18 protein-coding genes are annotated in these 17,032 nt (G+C 67.0%); 6 read left to right on the top strand and 12 right to left on the bottom strand.

What is annotated here, in order from left to right; all coding sequences use genetic code 11:
- Positions 1-73: 73 nt before the first annotated feature.
- Both OID54_RS26375 and OID54_RS26370 read right to left on the bottom strand, forming a co-directional pair.
- Positions 74-931, bottom strand: a complete 858-nt coding sequence (locus OID54_RS26375) for a 3-hydroxyacyl-CoA dehydrogenase family protein (RefSeq protein ID WP_329023413.1) — start codon at positions 929-931, stop codon at positions 74-76.
- A gap of 125 nt (positions 932-1,056) precedes the next feature.
- Positions 1,057-1,698, bottom strand: coding sequence for a TetR/AcrR family transcriptional regulator (locus OID54_RS26370; protein ID WP_329023411.1), 642 nt, complete (start codon positions 1,696-1,698; stop codon positions 1,057-1,059).
- Positions 1,699-1,779: 81 nt separating this feature from the next.
- On the opposite strand from OID54_RS26370, the gene OID54_RS26365 reads away from it, so the two are divergent.
- Genes OID54_RS26365 through OID54_RS26355 form a run of 3 tightly spaced genes read left to right on the top strand, consistent with a single transcriptional unit; the run spans position 1,780 to position 3,907 of the window.
- Positions 1,780-2,562: an ABC transporter ATP-binding protein gene (locus OID54_RS26365; RefSeq protein WP_329023409.1), complete on the top strand. Its 783-nt coding sequence runs from the start codon at positions 1,780-1,782 to the stop codon at positions 2,560-2,562.
- Positions 2,563-2,571: 9 nt separating this feature from the next.
- Entirely contained in the window at positions 2,572-3,321 is a 750-nt protein-coding gene (locus tag OID54_RS26360; protein WP_329023407.1) for an ABC transporter permease, read from the top strand.
- Positions 3,322-3,334: 13 nt separating this feature from the next.
- Positions 3,335-3,907: a cob(I)yrinic acid a,c-diamide adenosyltransferase gene (locus tag OID54_RS26355; RefSeq protein ID WP_329023406.1), complete on the top strand. Its 573-nt coding sequence runs from the start codon at positions 3,335-3,337 to the stop codon at positions 3,905-3,907.
- A gap of 142 nt (positions 3,908-4,049) precedes the next feature.
- On the opposite strand, the gene OID54_RS26350 is transcribed toward OID54_RS26355, so the two are convergent.
- A complete protein-coding gene (locus OID54_RS26350; RefSeq protein ID WP_329023404.1) occupies positions 4,050-4,664 on the bottom strand; it encodes a hypothetical protein in 615 nt (204 codons plus the stop codon).
- A gap of 151 nt (positions 4,665-4,815) precedes the next feature.
- Between OID54_RS26350 and OID54_RS26345 the strand changes: the two genes are divergently transcribed.
- The 3 genes from OID54_RS26345 (at position 4,816) to OID54_RS26335 (ending at position 8,726) form a co-directional block, all read left to right on the top strand.
- Positions 4,816-6,024: a sensor histidine kinase gene (locus tag OID54_RS26345; protein WP_329023402.1), complete on the top strand. Its 1,209-nt coding sequence runs from the start codon at positions 4,816-4,818 to the stop codon at positions 6,022-6,024.
- A complete protein-coding gene (locus OID54_RS26340; RefSeq protein ID WP_329023400.1) occupies positions 6,021-6,710 on the top strand; it encodes a response regulator transcription factor in 690 nt (229 codons plus the stop codon). The genes OID54_RS26345 and OID54_RS26340 overlap by 4 nt, the downstream gene beginning before the upstream one ends.
- A 198-nt stretch (positions 6,711-6,908) precedes the next feature.
- On the top strand, positions 6,909-8,726 hold the full coding sequence (locus tag OID54_RS26335; RefSeq protein ID WP_329023399.1) for a glycoside hydrolase family 18 chitinase: 1,818 nt from the start codon (positions 6,909-6,911) through the stop codon (positions 8,724-8,726).
- Positions 8,727-9,298: 572 nt separating this feature from the next.
- Here the strand turns inward: OID54_RS26335 and OID54_RS26330 are convergent.
- From OID54_RS26330 to atpB, 9 genes are all read right to left on the bottom strand, one after another.
- A complete protein-coding gene (locus OID54_RS26330; protein ID WP_329023397.1) occupies positions 9,299-9,748 on the bottom strand; it encodes a DUF2550 domain-containing protein in 450 nt (149 codons plus the stop codon).
- 138 nt (positions 9,749-9,886) lie between these two features.
- Entirely contained in the window at positions 9,887-10,270 is a 384-nt protein-coding gene (locus tag OID54_RS26325) for a F0F1 ATP synthase subunit epsilon (protein WP_329023395.1), read from the bottom strand.
- 111 nt (positions 10,271-10,381) lie between these two features.
- A complete protein-coding gene (atpD, locus tag OID54_RS26320) occupies positions 10,382-11,824 on the bottom strand; it encodes a F0F1 ATP synthase subunit beta (protein WP_329023394.1) in 1,443 nt (480 codons plus the stop codon).
- Positions 11,824-12,741 carry a F0F1 ATP synthase subunit gamma gene (locus OID54_RS26315; protein ID WP_329023392.1) on the bottom strand — a complete coding sequence of 306 codons (918 nt, stop codon included), beginning with the start codon at positions 12,739-12,741 and terminating at the stop codon, positions 11,824-11,826. Before OID54_RS26315 ends, atpD begins: the two co-directional genes overlap by 1 nt.
- A gap of 20 nt (positions 12,742-12,761) precedes the next feature.
- Positions 12,762-14,354, bottom strand: a complete 1,593-nt coding sequence (gene atpA, locus OID54_RS26310) for a F0F1 ATP synthase subunit alpha (protein ID WP_329023389.1) — start codon at positions 14,352-14,354, stop codon at positions 12,762-12,764.
- 131 nt (positions 14,355-14,485) lie between these two features.
- Positions 14,486-15,301: a F0F1 ATP synthase subunit delta gene (locus OID54_RS26305; protein ID WP_329027799.1), complete on the bottom strand. Its 816-nt coding sequence runs from the start codon at positions 15,299-15,301 to the stop codon at positions 14,486-14,488.
- 5 nt (positions 15,302-15,306) lie between these two features.
- Complete coding sequence (locus OID54_RS26300) at positions 15,307-15,861, bottom strand: F0F1 ATP synthase subunit B (protein ID WP_329023388.1); 555 nt, start codon at positions 15,859-15,861, stop codon at positions 15,307-15,309.
- Between the two features lie 41 nt (positions 15,862-15,902).
- On the bottom strand, positions 15,903-16,133 hold the full coding sequence (gene atpE, locus OID54_RS26295) for an ATP synthase F0 subunit C (RefSeq protein WP_137993321.1): 231 nt from the start codon (positions 16,131-16,133) through the stop codon (positions 15,903-15,905).
- Between the two features lie 80 nt (positions 16,134-16,213).
- Positions 16,214-17,026 (bottom strand): F0F1 ATP synthase subunit A, encoded by an 813-nt coding sequence (gene atpB / locus OID54_RS26290; RefSeq protein ID WP_329023386.1) that lies wholly within the window; start codon positions 17,024-17,026, stop codon positions 16,214-16,216.
- Between the last annotated feature and the right edge of the window lie 6 nt (positions 17,027-17,032).

Here is a 17,032-nt window from a genome sequence, read left to right as displayed (position 1 = left end):
AAGGGCACTCCAGTTGCTGGTTGTAAGCGAACCGATACCGAATTCACCCCTGAGGGTGATGTTCGATGGCCTGTCAGCGGGTTTCGTGGGTGTAGAAGCCCTGGCCGCTCTTGCGTCCGATGTCCCCGGCGTCCACCATCCGGCGCATCAGCTCCGGCGGGGCGAACTTCTCGTCCTGGGACTCGGTGTAGATGTTGCTCGTGGCGTGGAGGAGGATGTCCACGCCGGTGAGGTCGGCCGTGGCGAGCGGGCCCATCGCATGACCGAAGCCCAGCTTGCAGGCGAGGTCGATGTCCTCGGCCGATGCCACTCCCGACTCGTAGAGCTTGGCCGCCTCGACGACCAGCGCGGAGATCAGTCGGGTGGTGACGAAGCCCGCCACGTCGCGGTTGACGACGATGCAGGTCTTGCCGACCGACTCGGCGAACTCCCGCGTGGTGGCGAGGGTTTCGTCGCTGGTCTTGTAGCCCCGCACCAACTCGCACAGCTGCATCATCGGCACGGGCGAGAAGAAGTGTGCGCCGACGACCCGCTCCGGATGTTCGGTGACCGCCGCAATCTTGGTGATGGGGATGGCGGACGTGTTGGAGGCGAGTACGGCGTCGTCGCGCACAAGCCGGTCGAGAGCGCGGAAGATGTCGTGCTTGACGTCCAGCTTCTCGAAGACCGCCTCGACGACGATGTCCGCATCGGCGACGGCGTCGAGGTCGGTCGTGGTGGTGATGCGGGCCAACGCCGCTTCGGCCGCGTCCGCTTCGAGCTTGCCCTTGGCCACGAACTTGGCGTACGAGGCCCGGATGCCATCGGTGCCGCGGGTCAGCGCCTCGTCGGTGACATCGCGCAGGACCACGTCCCAGCCCGCCTGGGCGGAGACCTGTGCGATCCCGGCACCCATGAGTCCGGCCCCGATGACGGCAAGCTTCCTGGCCACTGCGACACCCCTTAACACACGTTTACATTTCGCCTCTCGGGCGGAGGTTAGCGCTCCGCGGCGGCCGTGTGGCGGTGAAGAGATGCGCGTCACGTCTCAAATGACGGACATCACACCGGGGTCGGTCAGTGAGGCGTCCGCACGGCGTAGTCATGGACCTTGGCGCTCAGCAGGTCCTCGATCTCGTCCAGGACGGCGAGGGCTTCCCGGGAGACCTCCTCCGGAGGGCGGCCGGCCATCATCTCGGTCCCGATGAAGCTCATGATGGCCTCGTGCGCCCAGGTGATCTGACCGGCGATCAACTGGGGCAGCGGGTCCACGGGACCCGTCGCCAGTTCGGCGCGAAGCTCCGCCTCCAGGTTCTCCCGCACTTCTTGCTGCATCCCCCAGAGACTGGAGCGCAGCGTGGGCGCGGCATGGACGACCAGCAGGAATCGCTCCCATCCGGCGACCAGTCCCACCCGCGGGGAGACTGCTTCGACCTCCGCGCGCAACTCGCGCAGGACGGCGGCGGCGGCCGACTCCCCCGCCGGCCGCCCACGCACCCAGCGGGCGAGGCGCGTGGTCACCTCCCTGCTGCGGTCGAGGAAGAGGTCCTCCTTGGTGGCGAAGTAGTTGTAGACGGTGTTGACGGAGACATCGGCCGCCTCGGCGATCTCCGCGATGGTCACCGCGTCAAAACCCCGCTCCAGGAAGAGGCCGGTGGCGGTGTCGGAGATGTGCTGTCTGGTCTGGCGCTTCTTGCGCTCTCTGAGTCCCTCGGCCATGCCGGGCATCGTAGCTTTTTACTCCCCCGCTTAAATTTTAGAGTCATTGCAAAGTTTCAGCGACTCTGCTTTTCTGGGGCCATGGCAGTCATCAGTGCAACCGGGCTCGCCCGGACCTTCCCCAGCAAGAACGGACCTGTAGAGGCCGTGCGCGGGATCGACCTCACGGTCGAAGGCGGCGAGATCATCGGCTTCCTCGGCCCCAACGGCGCCGGCAAGACGACCACCCTGCGCATGCTCACCACCCTGTTGGCACCCACGGGCGGCCACGCCACCGTCGCCGGCTGCGATCTGGTGCGCGATCCCGCGGGCGTACGTCGCCGGAGCGGCTACATCGCCCAGTCCGGCGGGCTCGACCCCTACGTCAGCGTCCGGGAGGAACTCACCACCCAGGGCAGGCTCTACCGCATGCCCAAGGCCAAGGCCGTGGCACGGGCGGCAGAACTCGCCGAGGACTTCGGCTTCGCGGAGTTGATGGACCGTCCGACCGCGGCCCTCTCCGGTGGCCAGCGGCGGCGGCTCGACATCGCCATGGGCCTGATGCACAGGCCCGACGTGCTCTTCCTGGACGAGCCCACCACCGGGCTCGACCCCGGCAGCCGGGCCGACCTCTGGGAGCTCGTGCGCAGGCTGCGCGACGACCACGGCACGACCGTCTTCCTGACCACGCACTACCTGGACGAGGCGGACGCACTCGCGGACCGGCTGATCATCGTCGACCAGGGCGTGGTCGTCACCGAAGGCACCCCCACCGCCCTCAAGATCCAGTACGGCGGCTCGCAACACGCCACCCTCCAGGACGCCTTCCTCGCCGTCACCGGCCGCGCTCCGGCCCCCGCCGACGCCACCCCACTCACCGTCTGAGGAGTTCCGATGCTGCTCCACGACACCGCACTGATCTTCGGGCGCTATGCCCGGCAGACCCTGCGCTCCCGGTTCCACATCCTCATCGGCATCCTGACGCCGCTGCTCTACCTGCTGTTCTTCGGGCCGCTGCTCACCGGCTTACCCCTGGGTTCCCGGGGCGACTCGTGGCAGGTCCTGGTCCCGGGGCTACTGCTCCAACTCTCCCTCTTCGGGGCGTCCTTCGCCGGCTTCGGCGCCATCGTCGAGCAGGGACAGGGCGTGGTGGAGCGGATGCGGGTCACCCCCGTGAGCCGTCTCGCGCTGCTGCTGGGCCGGGTCCTGCGGGACACCGCACTCGCCGTCTTCCAGGCCGTGCTGCTGGTGCTCGTCGCGCTGGCGATGGGCCTGCGCGCACCGCTCGCCGGAGTCCTCATCGGTCTGGTGTTCGTGGCCCTGCTGGTCGTCTCGCTGGCCTCGTTGTCGTACGCACTGGCGCTCAAGGTCAGCACCCCCCACGAGTTCGGCCCCGCCGTCAATGCCTTCGTGATGCCGTCCATGCTGCTGTCGGGCCTGATGCTGCCGATGACCCTGGGGCCCGACTGGCTGGACGGGCTGTCGCACGCCGTGCCGTTCCGCCATCTGGTCGACGCCGTCCGGGACGCCTACGTGGGCGAGTACACGAGCGCCTCCATGCTGTACGGCGGGATCGTGGCGGTCGCGTTCGCCGCGCTGGGCGTGACGGTGGGCACACGGGTCGTCCGTACGGCCAGCGCATAACTACGCTGGGCCCATGGTCAACCTGACACGCATCTACACCCGTACCGGCGACCAGGGCACGACGGCCCTGGGCGACATGAGCCGCGTCCCCAAGACGGACCTGCGGATCTCCGCGTACGCCGACGCCAACGAGGCCAACGCCGCACTCGGCACGGCGATCGCCCTGGGGCAGCTGCGGGAGGACGTCGTCGGCGTGCTCGTCCGCGTCCAGAACGACCTCTTCGACGTGGGGGCGGACCTCTCCACGCCGGTGGTGGCGGAGCCGAAGTACCCGCCCCTGCGCGTCGAACAGTTCTACATCGACCGGCTGGAGGCGGACTGCGACCGCTTCCTTGAGGAGTTGGAGAAGCTGCGCAGCTTCATCCTGCCCGGCGGCACCCCGGGCGCCGCCCTCCTCCATCAGGCGTGCACCGTCGTGCGCAGGGCGGAGCGTTCGACCTGGGCTGCCTGGGAGGTCCACGGCGAGAGCATGAACCCGCTGGCGGCCACCTATCTCAACCGCCTCTCCGACCTGCTGTTCATCATGGCTCGGCTGGCGAACAAGGAGACCGGTGACGTGCTGTGGGTACCCGGCGGAGATCGCTGAACCCTCGGTGTACCGCTTCGGCCCCGTCGACCTGGATGACCAGGTGGACGGGGCCGAAGCGCCGAGAACTCCAGAAACTCGCAGAACACCGCACGGGCCTTCGCAGCCCGCACGGGCCTTCGCAGCCCGCTCGGGCCGGGCCCTACGGGCGGCGCACCCGGACCGGCTCACGATCCGGCTTCTGGTCGCTCTGCTCGTCCGCCTTCCGGCCCGGCTTCTGGCCGCCGGGGCCCTTGTGGGGCCAGAGCGCGTACGACAGCGCGATCACACCGTGAATGGCGGTGATCTTCCACGCCTGGTAGATCCAGCCCTCCAGCGAGGCGGAGCGGCTCGGGTCCCCGACGTACCAGATCGCCAGGAGCAGCAGTCCGCTCGCAACCGCGGCGCCCACCACCGTCCCGAACCAGATCTTCGCCTCGTGAACGGCCCGTCCCTTTCCGTAGCGCGGCGGCTTCACAGGCGGCGGCGCGCCACCGAACCGATGGGCCGCATGGCCGTCGAGCCAAGTGACCGTGCGGTGCCCGTGCCCGACGGTGTAGCCGATGTAGAGGGCCGCCAGACCGTGCTTCCAACTGGGGTCCGCGCCGTTCTTGAGGTCGATCGCGGTGACGACCAGCAGCACGACCTCCAACAGGGGCTCGCAGAGCAGCAAGGCCATGCCCGTCTTCGGCTTCTTCAGGATGTAGCGCGTGGCGAGCCCTGCCGCCAGCAGCACCCAGAATCCGACCTCGCAGATGATGATCAGCGTGACGATCACGGCACAACTCCTTTCACCGACTCCAGCGTCTCGCTGAAAGAGCCGCCGATCGTCGTCGCCAGTGACGAAGTCGTGCTGCATCTTTCGATGTACTCGCAGCTCACCCGGGCTGCGGACGCCCTGCACCCGTCCCGCCGTGTTGGATGGGCAGGTGACGTTTCCCCGCCCTCACCGTGACGATGTGATCCTCGCCGTCACCGCGTTCCTCGGCGGTGTGCTGCTCTGGTCGCTGGGGCTGTACACCCAGTCCTCCCGCAACGCGCTGCCCCCCTGGGCGGCCCTGGTGCCGCTGGCCGTGATGTCCGCCCAGTCGCTGCTGCGCCGGATACTGCCGCTCGCGATGCTGGCGATCGCCACGGCCGCGCTGATCGCCGATCAGTTCACGGTCGGCAGCCTGGTGACGGTCGTGGTCTTCACGGATGCGGTGTACGCGGCGGTCGTCTACAGCTCCCCCACCGCGGCCCGTCGGGTCCCCGTGGTGTCCGGACTGATCACCGTGGCGTCGACGATCACCCTGCTCGCCGTGTTCCAGGAACCGGTCGGACTGCTGATCGGGGTCATCATCGGACTGATCACTCTCGCCCCCGCCGTCACCGGGAGCATCATCCGCAACCACCGGGAGGCGGCCGACGCGGCCCGGCTGCGAGCCGAGCAGACAGCGCTGCTCGCCGAGATGGACCGGGTGCAGGCGGTGACGGCCGAACGCAGCAGGATGGCGCGCGAACTGCACGACATGGTGGCCAACCATCTCTCGGCCATCGCCATCCACTCCACGGCCGCGCTCTCCCTCAACGACCCGCGCACAACCGAGGAGGCGCTCGGGGTCATCCGGGAGAACAGCGTCGCCGGGCTGTCCGAGATGCGGCGGCTGATCGGGTTGCTCAGACAGAGCAGCGATGACAACGAACCGGCGGCTGCCCCCACCCTCGCCGGCCTCGATGCCCTGATCGCCCAGGCAGGTACCAACGGGGCTGCCAGCGGGCTCACCTTCAGCCTGAACGACCGGCGGGAGGCAGCGAACTCGCTGCCCGCGCCGGTGGAGTTGGCGGCGTACCGCATCGTCCAGGAGTCGGTGACGAACGCCCTCAAGCACGCGGAGTCGGGCCAGGTGGAGATCCATCTCTCCCATGAGCGGGGGCACGCCCTGACCGTGGAGGTGAACAGCCCGTTCGGGAGGAGACCGGGCCCGCGGGCACCGGGCTCAGGGGCTGGGCTAGTCGGGATGCGGGAGCGGGTCGCCCTGTTGAAGGGCGAGTTGACGGCGGGTCCGGTCGAGGGGCCACCGGGCGGCCCGGCCAAGATCTGGTGCGTACGGGCAGTGCTCCCCGTACGGGACGACGACAAGGAGCCATCGACATGACGGACGAACCCGACGAAAGAAGCGGTCGGCGGACCGGGCGGATCCGGGTACTGGTGGCGGAGGACCAGAGCGCGGTGCGCGCGGGACTGGTGCTCATCCTCAGGAGCGCTGCGGACATCGAGGTCGTCGCGGAGGCCGCGGACGGCGAAGAGGCGGTGGAGTTGACCCGGAGCCTCCGTCCGGATCTGGTGTTGATGGATATTCAAATGCCCCGTCTCGATGGGGTTTCAGCCACCCGACAGATCGTTGAGGACCGTCTCGCAGATGTCTTGATCCTTACTACGTTTGATCTTGACGAGTACATCTTCGGCGCGCTAAGAGCTGGCGCCTCCGGATTCCTGCTGAAGAACACCGAGGCGCAGGGTCTGCTGGACGCCGTTCGCACGGTCGCCCACGGAGAGGGCCTGATCGCCCCGGCCGTGACCCGGCGTCTGATCGCGGAATTCGCAGCTCCCAGCCCCGTTCGCTCCCCTGACGCCCCAGACCCCGCCGTACTGGACGTCCTCACCCGGCGCGAGCGAGAGGTCCTCGTGTGTCTCGGCCAAGGACTGTCGAATGCCGAAATCGCGGTACGGCTGTGCATGGCTGAGGCTACTGTGAAAACGCATGTGAGCCGACTGCTGGGAAAGCTGGACCTCCGTAGCCGGGTCCAGGCGGCCGTTCTTGCGCAGGAGTTGGGAATCTGACCCCATCTCTTCACGCCACCGGCTAGCTTTGGTCTGGACCTATTGACGATTGGTCCAGACCTCCTTACTCTCACCGCAACACACGCTGCAGTGAGCCACGCAGAGTGCGCAGTGCACGGTCCTACCCCACTATCCGGACCTCCCCAAGGAGCACCCTTGAGCACTCAACCCCCACCACTCAACGGCTTGAGAAAACGTATGTCTAAAAGATCACGAATAGTCGCGGGTCTGACCGCGCTCGCCCTGCCCCTGGCCGCAATGGTCGCCATGGCATCCCCCGCACAGGCCGCCACCTCGGCCTCCGCGAGCTATGTCAAGGGATCTGACTGGGGCAGCGGCTTCGAGGGCAAGTGGACGGTGAAGAACACCGGCACCACGGCCATCAATGGATGGACCCTTGAGTGGGACTTCCCCACCGGAACCAAGGTCCTCTCGTCCTGGGACGCCGACGTGACAAGCGCCGGCAACCACTGGACGGCGAAGAACAAGCCCTGGGCCAACAACCTGGCCCCCGGTGCTTCCGTGACCTTCGGCTTCAACGGCCAGGGCACCGGTGCCCCGACCGGCTGTAAGATCAACGGCGCTTCCTGTGACGGCACCCCGCCCGGCGACGCTCCCCCGAGCGCTCCCGGCACCGTCACCGCTGGCGACGCCGATGTGACGGAGACCCAGGCGAAGATCAGCTGGGGCGCCGCCACGGACGACAAGCAGGTCAAGAACTACGACGTCTTCCGGGACGGGGCCAAGGTCGCCACCACGACCTCCCTCACCCACACGGACACGGGTCTGACCAAGGGCACCACCTACTCGTACACCGTGCAGGCCCGTGACAGCATCGACCAGCTCGGTCCGCTGTCCGGAGCCCTCTCGGTGACGACCAAGGGCGGGGTCATCGACCCGGGCGCCAAGAAGAAGATGGGCTACTTCACCAACTGGGGCGTCTACGGACGCAACTACTTCGTGAAGAACCTGGACACCTCCGGCACGGCGTCGAAGATCACCCACATCAACTACGCCTTCGGTAACGTCCAGAACGGTCGCTGCACCATCGGTGACGCCTACTCGGACTACGACATGGCGTACGGTGCGGACAAGTCGGTCGACGGTGTCGCTGACACCTGGGACCAGCCCCTGCGCGGTAGCTTCAACCAGCTGCTCAAGCTGAAGAAGAAGTACCCGCACATCAAGGTTCTGTACTCGTTCGGTGGTTGGACCTGGTCCGGCGGCTTCGGCCAGGCCGTTGCCAACCCGACCGCGTTCGCGCAGTCCTGCTACGACCTCGTTGAGGACCCGCGCTGGGCCGGTGTCTTCGACGGCATCGACCTGGACTGGGAGTACCCCAACGCCTGTGGTCTGACCTGTGACACCAGTGGCCCTGCATCGATCACCAACATGATGAAGGCCATGCGGGCGAAGTTCGGCCCGAACTACCTGATCACCGCGGCCACCACGGCCGACGCGTCTGACGGTGGCAAGATCGACGCGGCCGACTACGGCGGCGCCGCTCAGTACCTCGACTGGTACAACGTGATGACGTACGACTTCTTCGGCGCCTGGGACGCAAAGGGCCCGACGGCTCCGCACTCCCCGCTGACCGCGTACACGGGCATCCCGAAGCCGAAGTTCACCTCGGCTGAGGCCATCGCCAAGTTCAAGGCGAAGGGCGTGCCGGCGAGCAAGATCCTGCTCGGTGTCGGCTTCTACGGCCGCGGCTGGACCGGAGTGACCCAGGCGGCACCGGGTGGCACCGCCACCGGCGCTGCTGCCGGTACCTACGAGCCCGGCAACGAGGACTACAAGGTCCTCAAGAACACCTGCCCGTCCACCGGGACCGTCGGCGGCACCGCCTACGCCCACTGTGGCACCAACTGGTGGAGCTACGACACCCCGGCGACCATCGGCTCCAAGATGGCGTGGGCCAAGCAGCAGAACCTGGGTGGCGCCTTCTACTGGGAGTTCAGCGGAGACACCACCAACGGTGAACTCGCGTCCGCCGTGCACAACGGCCTCCAGTAAGACCCAGTAGGTAACCAGCACTGCACTCAGCGCACAGGAGGGGCCGGGGAGAACCATCTCCCCGGCCCCTTCCGCATGCCCGCCCGCCCACTGCCCGCACAGCCAGCGGTGCCGCGCCCCTCGGACAGGGGGGTGACCGTGCCGCCTACTGAACAGCACCACTGAACATCACCGCAGAGCAGCACCCGCAGAGCAGCACTGGCGAACGCGAACACCGCTGTGGACCTGCGCATGCGGCTGCCCGCTTCCCCCGCGCCGCCGCATGGACCTGTCATCGAGCCCGCCGCGGCCCCGGGGAAACGCCCCGCCAGCGGTACGGCATACAACCACCGGTACGGACCCGCTCTCCTGTCGCCCTCCCGGCCACCCCGCTGAAGTGCTCCCCACCGCGATACGACCGGCGACCATCACCCCTGGCCCGGGGAATCCGGGCACAACAAAGGCGCTGCCCCATGGACAGCGCCCTTCTCCAGCATTCACCCATCACTCGGACGAGACCGCGAGAGCTCCTCGATGGTGTCTGACGAGAGCGGCATCCTCCCGAAGGTCGGGCGGAATGTGCCGGACACGGCTCAGGCCACGTTCACCCGCTGGCCGGGAGGTGCCGCCTCCAACCAGGCCAGAAAGCCGGTCAGGGCGTCCTCGCTCATCGCCAGTTCCAGCCGGGTTCCGCGATGCAGACACCCCAGCACCACCGCATCGGAGAGCAGCGCCAACTCCTCCTCGCCCTCCGGAGTGCGACGGGCGACGACCTCGATCGCCGAACGCTCCAGGGTGCGACGGGGACGCGGGGCGTAGGAGAAGACCCGGAACCACATGATCCGGTCCCCGCTGTAGCGGGCGACTCCGTACACCCATCCCTTGCCCGAGAGATCGGGCTCCTCCGGGAGGTTCCACCGGAGGCTGCAGTCGAAAGTGCCGCCGGAACGCTGGATCAGTCGTCGGCGCAGACCGAAGACGAAAAGGCCGATCCCCACCAGTGTGACGACGGCCAGGACGCTCACCAGCACTGCGAGGAACATCTCCACCCACCTCCTCGCATCGTGCTCGTCCTCGTAACCAAACGCACTGCTCTATGCACCTGCATCGCCTCAGCCGCGACACGGTCTGGATGAGTCCAGACCGGGCCGCGGCTGAGGGTTTGACTGTTGGCGGGGTGCTCAGCGCACCGCCACCGCACGCAGTCGGATGTCGGCACGACGCTCGGCGGCGGCGTCCTCCTCCGACTTGGCACGCTCCAGCGCACGCTCGGCGCGCTGGGCATCGATCTCGTCAGCCAGCTCGGCGATCTCCGCCAGCAGCGACAGCTTGTTGTCGGCGAAGGAGATGAAACCGCCGTGCACAGCGGCGACGACGGTCCCGCCCCCCTCCTCGGAGGTGGTACGGATCGTCACCGGGCCCGACTCCAGCACACCGAGCAGCGGCTGGTGACCGGGCATGACGCCGATGTCGCCGGACGTGGTGCGCGCGACGACCAGGGTGGCCTCGCCGGACCAGACCTTTCGGTCGGCGGCGACCAGCTCGACATGCAGCTCAGCAGCCAAGGGTGGCTCCTCGGGTCACCACCCGGCGAAGATGCCGGGTGTTGGGTCAAAGTCTAATGGGGCTTGCGAAGGGGGACGGGACGGACCCGCCCCCCTTCATGAGTCAAAGACTCAGGAGACGCCCAGCTCCTTGGCGTTGGCCTTGAGGTCCTCAATGCCACCGCACATGAAGAACGCCTGCTCGGGGAAGTGGTCGTACTCGCCGTCACAGATCGAGTTGAACGCGGCGATCGACTCGTCGAGCGGCACGTCCGAACCATCGACGCCGGTGAACTGCTTGGCGACGTGGGTGTTCTGGGACAGGAAGCGCTCCACCCGACGGGCACGGTGGACGGCGATCTTGTCCTCCTCGCCCAGCTCGTCGATACCGAGGATCGCGATGATGTCCTGGAGGTCCTTGTACTTCTGCAGGATTCCCTTGACCCGCGTGGCGGCGTCGTAGTGCTCCTGCGCGATGTAGCGCGGGTCCAGGATGCGGGACGTGGAGTCCAGCGGGTCCACGGCCGGGTAGATGCCCTTCTCGGAGATCGGACGGGAGAGAACCGTCGTCGCGTCGAGGTGGGCGAAGGTGGTGGCCGGCGCCGGGTCGGTCAGGTCGTCCGCGGGGACGTAGATCGCCTGCATCGAGGTGATCGAGTGACCACGGGTCGAGGTGATGCGCTCCTGGAGGAGGCCCATCTCGTCCGCCAGGTTCGGCTGGTAACCCACCGCGGACGGCATACGGCCGAGCAGGGTGGACACCTCGGAACCGGCCTGGGTGTACCGGAAGATGTTGTCGATGAAGAAGAGCACGTCCTGCTTCTGCACATCGCGGAAGTACTCCGCCATGGTCAGACCCGCGAGGGCGACGCGCAGACGGGTGCCCGGGGGCTCGTCCATCTGACCGAAGACCAGGGCGGTCTTGTCGATGACGCCCGACTCGCTCATCTCGTCGATGAGGTCATTGCCCTCACGGGTGCGCTCACCGACGCCCGCGAACACCGACACACCGTCGTGGTTGTTGGCGACGCGGTAGATCATTTCCTGGATCAGCACGGTCTTGCCGACACCGGCACCACCGAACAGACCGATCTTTCCACCCTTGACGTACGGGGTGAGGAGGTCGATGACCTTGATACCAGTCTCGAACATCTCCGTCTTGGACTCCAGCTGGTCGAAGCTGGGGGCCTTGCGGTGGATGGGCCAGCGCTCGGTGACCTCGCTGTTCGCCTCCGGGACGTTCAGCACCTCACCGAGGGTGTTGAACACCTTGCCCTTGGTGAAGTCACCGACGGGAACGGTGATACCCGCACCCGAGTTGGTCACCGCAGCCTGGCGGACCAGACCGTCGGTGGGCTGCATGGAGATCGCACGGACCACGCCCTCACCGAGGTGCTGGGCGACCTCAAGGGTCAGGGTCTTGAGCTTGCCGTCCTCGGCCGGGTCGGCCACCTCGACGGTCAGCGCGTTGTAGATCTCCGGCATCGCGTCGACGGGGAATTCCACGTCGACGACCGGGCCGATGACCCGGGCGACGCGGCCCGTGGCAACGGCCGTCTCAACTGTCGTCGTCATTACTTGTCACTCCCCGCGGTCGCGTCGGCCAGGGCACTGGCTCCACCGACGATCTCGCTGATTTCCTGGGTGATTTCGGCCTGGCGGGCCGCGTTGGCAAGCCGGGAGAGGCTCTTGATCAGCTCTCCGGCGTTGTCGGTCGCCGACTTCATCGCGCGGCGGGTGGCAGCGTGCTTGGAAGCAGCGGCCTGAAGCAGCGCATTGAAGATCCGGCTTTCGACATAGCGCGGCAGCAGGGCGTCAAGGACGTCCTCCGCCGACGGCTCGAAGTCGAACAGGGGCAGGATCTCGCCCTTGGTCCCGCTCTCCTCCACGGCCTTCTCAAGGCTGAGCGGCAGCAGCCGGTTCTGCACCGGCGTCTGCGTCAACATCGAGATGAACTCGGTGAAGACGATGTGGAGCTCGTCCACACCACCGTCCGCCGTGTCCTTCTGGACCGCCGCGATCAGCGGGCCCGCGACCTTCTTGGCATCCGCGTAGGTCGGGTTGTCGGTGAAACCGGTCCACGACTCCGCGACCTTGCGCTCACGGAAGCCGTAGTACGAGACACCCTTGCGGCCGACGATGTAGCTGTCGACCTCCTTGCCCTCGGACCGAAGGCGCGTGGTGAGCTGCTCCGCCGCCTTGATGGCGTTGGCGGAGTAGCCACCGGCCAGGCCGCGGTCGCTCGTGATGAGCAGAACAGCGGCCCGCACCGGGTTCTCGGCCTCGGTGGTGAGGGGGTGCTTCGTGTTCGACCCGGTCGCCACCGCAGTCACCGCGCGGGTGAGCTCGGTCGCGTACGGAGTGGAGGCCGTCACCTGGCGCTGCGCCTTGACGATGCGCGAGGCGGCGATCATCTCCATCGCCTTGGTGATCTTCTTGGTCGCGGTGACGGATTTGATGCGACGCTTGTAGACCCGGAGCTGGGCTCCCATGAGTCAGGTCCCTTCCGTCGTCACTTGCTGGTGCTGACCGGAGCGTCTTCGCCCAGAAGCTTGCCGTCCGAGGTCTCGAACTGGCGCTTGAAGGCGGCGATCGCATCGCCGATGGCCTGGATGGTGTCATCCGACATCTTCGCGCCCTCGGCGATGCTGGTCAGCAGCCCCTTGTGCTCGCGGCGCAGGTGCTCCAGCAGCTCGCTCTCGAAGCGACGGATGTCCTCGACCGGGACGTCGTCCATCTTGCCGGTGGTACCGGCCCAGACGGAGACGACCTGCTCCTCGACGGGCATCGGCTGGTACTGAGCCTGCTTGAGCAGCTCGACCATGCGCTTGCCGCGCTCCATCTGCGCCTTCGACGCGGCGTCCAGGTCGGAACCGAAGGCGGCGAACGCCTCCAGCTCACGGAACTGGGCCAGGTCGACGCGCAGTCGGCCGGAGACCTGTCGCATCGCCTTGTGCTGGGCGGAGCCACCGACTCGGGAAACCGAGATACCGACGTTCAGAGCCGGACGCTGGCCGGCGTTGAACAGGTCGGACTCCAGGAAGCACTGGCCGTCGGTGATGGAGATGACGTTGGTCGGGATGAACGCCGAGACGTCGTTGGCCTTGGTCTCGACGATCGGCAGACCGGTCATCGAACCGGCACCCATGGCGTCGGAGAGCTTGGCGCAGCGCTCCAGCAGACGCGAGTGCAAGTAGAAGACGTCACCGGGGTACGCCTCACGGCCCGGCGGGCGGCGCAGCAGCAGCGACACGGCGCGGTAGGCGTCGGCCTGCTTGGACAGGTCATCGAAGATGATCAGGACGTGCTTGCCCTGGTACATCCAGTGCTGGCCGATGGCCGAACCGGTGTACGGCGCCAGGTACTTGAAGCCGGCCGGGTCGGACGCCGGGGCGGCGACGATGGTCGTGTACTCCAGGGCGCCGGCCTCCTCCAGCGCGCCGCGCACGGACGCGATGGTGGAGCCCTTCTGGCCGATGGCGACGTAGATGCAGCGCACCTGCTTGTTGACGTCGCCCGTGCGCCAGTTGTCACGCTGGTTGATGATCGTGTCGACAGCCAGGGCGGTCTTGCCCGTCTGGCGGTCGCCGATGATCAGCTGACGCTGACCACGGCCGATCGGCACCATGGCGTCGACGGCCTTGTAGCCGGTCTGCATCGGCTCGTGCACCGACTTACGCACCATGACGCCGGGTGCCTGAAGTTCGAGGGCGCGGCGGCCCTCGGTGTCGATCTCGCCGAGACCGTCGATCGGGTTGCCGAGCGGGTCGACGACCCGGCCCAGGTAGCCCTCGCCGACGGCGACGGACAGAACCTCGCCGGTACGGGTGACCGACTGGCCCTCTTCGATTCCGCTGAACTCGCCGAGGACGATCGCACCGATCTCGCGCTCCTCAAGGTTGAGGGCGAGACCGAGGGTTCCGTCCTCAAACTTCAGCAGCTCGTTCGCCATGGCCGAGGGGAGACCCTCGACCTTCGCGATACCGTCGCCGGCCACGCTGACCGTACCGACCTCCTCGCGCGAGGCCGCGTCCGGCTTGTACGCCTGGACAAAGTTCTCCAGCGCGTCCCGGATCTCCTCCGGCCGGATCGTGAGCTCCGCCATCTGGGTTCCCTGCTCTCCTTGTTGGGCCCGAAGTTTCTTAAGGGGGTCTGGGGGCGACCCCCAGGAATCTTCTGCAATCTCTGCACGGCCCAACCGGGCCGCTTACTGCCTTGTTCAGTTGGTGACGGCTGTCAGCCGGCCATCCGACGGGTTGCCTCGTCCAGACGGCTCGCGACGGTCCCGTCGATCACCTCGTCGCCGACCCGCACCGAGATCCCGCCGAGGACCTCGGGGTCCACATCGAGGTTCAGGTGCATCTCGCGCCCGTAGACCCTGGCCAGAACACCGCCGAGGCGCTGCTTCTGGACGTCGGTGAGCGGTACGGCCGAGGTGATGACCGCCACCATCCGCTCCCTGCGCGACGCAGCGAGCTTGGACAGGGAGTCGAGTCCCTGTTCCAGGCTACGTCCACGCGGTGCGGTGACCAGACGGATGATCAGTCGCTCGGTGACCGGGTTCACCTTGCCGCCCAGCAGACTGCGCAGCAGTCCGGCCTTGGCGGTGGCGGTGGCGGCCTTGTCGCTCAGCGCGGCGCGCAGATTCGGGCTGGAGTACGCGATCCGGCCGAAGCGGAACAGCTCGTCCTCGACGTCGTCCAGGACCCCGGCGCGCTGGGCCGAGCTGAGATCGGCGGTGGCCGTCAGCTCTTCCAGTGCGTCGACCAGGTCGCGTGACCTGGACCAGCGGGAGCGGACCATACCGGAGACCAGATCAACGGTCTCACCGCTGACCTGCCCGCTGAGCAGGCGCGATACCAGCTGGGCCTTGGCCTCGCCGGCCTGCGCCGGGTCGGTCAGGACCCGACGCAGCGACACCTCGCGGTTGAGCAGCGCGGTGACGGAGGCCAGCCCCTCGGCGAGCGTCGAGGCATCGACGGACGTGGAGTCCGTCAGTGCGTCGAGCGACTCACGCGCAGTGGCGAGGGCCTCACGGCTCGCTCCGTTCAGGGGCTTCACCGGGTGGCCTCTGCCTTCACAGCGCCGTCTTCCAGCTCGTCGAGGAAGCGGTCGATCGTCCGGCTCTGTCGGGCGTTGTCCTCAAGGGACTCACCGACGAGCTTGCCGGCCAGATCGGTCGCAAGCTTGCCGACGTCCTGACGGAGCGCGGCGGCTGCGGCCTTGCGGTCGGCCTCGATCTGGGCGTGACCTGCGGCGATGATGTCCTCACGCTGCCGCTGGCCTTCCGCCCTCATCTCCTGGATGATCGCGGTGCCCTGCTCGGTGGCCTCCTGGCGCAGCCGAGCGGCTTCGTGGCGGGCCTCGGCGAGCTGGGCCTTGTACTGCTCAAGTACGCTCTCGGCCTCGGTCTTCGCCGCGTCAGCCTTCTCGATGCCGCCTTCGATGGCTTCCCGACGCTGCTCCAGAACCTTGTTGATGTTCGGGAGGAGCTTCTTGGCGAGGAAGAAGAAGACGATGGCGAACGCGATCAGGCCGATGATGAGCTCGTCGGCGTGCGGGATGAGCGGCGGCTGCTCCGCCCCCGCTGCCGCAAGATTGAACTGAGTCACATCAGTGCCTTCCGTGAAATATTGGCTGTCAGGTCCGCGTCCTAGTAGACGAAGCCCATGACGATGCCAATGAGGGCGAGCGCCTCACAGAAGGCGAAACCCATGATCTGGTTGGTACGGATCAGGCCGGCAGCTTCGGGCTGACGGGCGAGGGCCTGGGTACCGTTACCGAAGATGATGCCGACGCCGACGCCGGGGCCGATGGCGGCGAGACCGTAGCCGATCGAGGCGACGTTTCCTTCGACGGCGGCAAGGGTCTGGAGAGCGGACATGCCGGTTCTTCCTTCTCTTTCAAGGACCCGGTGGGGGTTGGCCACCGGACGTCTGGGGTGGAGTGACGGGCGAGGTGGGCTCAGTGGTGCTTGGCGAGCGCGCCCTGGATGTAGCTGGAGGCCAGCAGGACGAAGACGTATGCCTGAACTGCCTGGATGAAGAGCTCGAAGACGATCATCACCATGACCAGCACGAAGGACGTGCCGGCGTAGGCAAAGCCGATGCCGCTCATCAGGTAGTAGGTGGCGAGACTGAACATCACGATCAGCAGGTGGCCGGCGAACATGTTCGCGAACAGTCGGACCGCATGCGTGAACGGGCGGATGAGCAGGTTGGAGAAGAACTCCAGGACCACGACGAGCGGGAGGATCGGGCCGAGCGACTTGTCGTAGCCGGTGATGTTCTTCCAGCCGCCGACGAATCCGTGGGTCTTGAAGGTCAGACCGACCCACAGGACGTACACGATCAGGGCGAGACCCGCCGGGAAAGCAATGAGCGACGTCACCGGGAACTGGGCGAGCGGAATGATCGACCAGAGGTTCATCAACCAGATGAAGAAGAACAGCGACACCATCAGCGGGACGTACTTCTCGCCGTCCTTCTTGCCGATGATCTCGTAAACGATGCCGCGGCGAACGAAGTCGTACCCCGCCTCACCGATCATCTGGAGCTTGCCCGGAACCAGCTTCGGCTTACTGAAAGCGGCCCAGAAGAAGGCAACGACCAGGAACGAGCTAATGAAGGCCAGCAACATCGGCTTGGTGAACTCGAAGCCGCTCACCGTGAAGATCGGCTCGTAGAGGAAGGTGTGCAGGCCCGGAGCTGGGAACCCGCACCCAGAAAAGAGCTGGCAATCGGGGTCGAAGGCGAGCATCTGGGGGTCAGCACTCACCGCGGG

It is taken from the genome of Streptomyces sp. NBC_00690, assembly GCF_036226685.1.
In the GTDB taxonomy this organism is placed as follows: domain Bacteria; phylum Actinomycetota; class Actinomycetes; order Streptomycetales; family Streptomycetaceae; genus Streptomyces.
This window is presented reverse-complemented; position numbering and strand designations above follow the sequence as displayed.

Bases quoted from the DNA above. Each gene is read 5' to 3' on its own strand.
- OID54_RS26355 (WP_329023406.1), top strand. From the start codon at position 3,335: ATGGTCAACCTGACACGCATCTACACCCGTACCGGCGACCAGGGCACG.
- atpE (WP_137993321.1), bottom strand. From the start codon at position 16,133: ATGTCCGCTCTCCAGACCCTTGCCGCCGTCGAAGGAAACGTCGCCTCG.
- OID54_RS26315 (WP_329023392.1), bottom strand. From the start codon at position 12,741: ATGGGAGCCCAGCTCCGGGTCTACAAGCGTCGCATCAAATCCGTCACC.
- OID54_RS26340 (WP_329023400.1), top strand. From the start codon at position 6,021: ATGACGGACGAACCCGACGAAAGAAGCGGTCGGCGGACCGGGCGGATC.
- atpA (WP_329023389.1), bottom strand. From the start codon at position 14,354: ATGGCGGAGCTCACGATCCGGCCGGAGGAGATCCGGGACGCGCTGGAG.
- atpD (WP_329023394.1), bottom strand. From the start codon at position 11,824: ATGACGACGACAGTTGAGACGGCCGTTGCCACGGGCCGCGTCGCCCGG.
- OID54_RS26370 (WP_329023411.1), bottom strand. From the start codon at position 1,698: ATGGCCGAGGGACTCAGAGAGCGCAAGAAGCGCCAGACCAGACAGCAC.
- OID54_RS26335 (WP_329023399.1), top strand. From the start codon at position 6,909: ATGTCTAAAAGATCACGAATAGTCGCGGGTCTGACCGCGCTCGCCCTG.
- OID54_RS26360 (WP_329023407.1), top strand. From the start codon at position 2,572: ATGCTGCTCCACGACACCGCACTGATCTTCGGGCGCTATGCCCGGCAG.
- OID54_RS26330 (WP_329023397.1), bottom strand. From the start codon at position 9,748: ATGTTCCTCGCAGTGCTGGTGAGCGTCCTGGCCGTCGTCACACTGGTG.
- OID54_RS26365 (WP_329023409.1), top strand. From the start codon at position 1,780: ATGGCAGTCATCAGTGCAACCGGGCTCGCCCGGACCTTCCCCAGCAAG.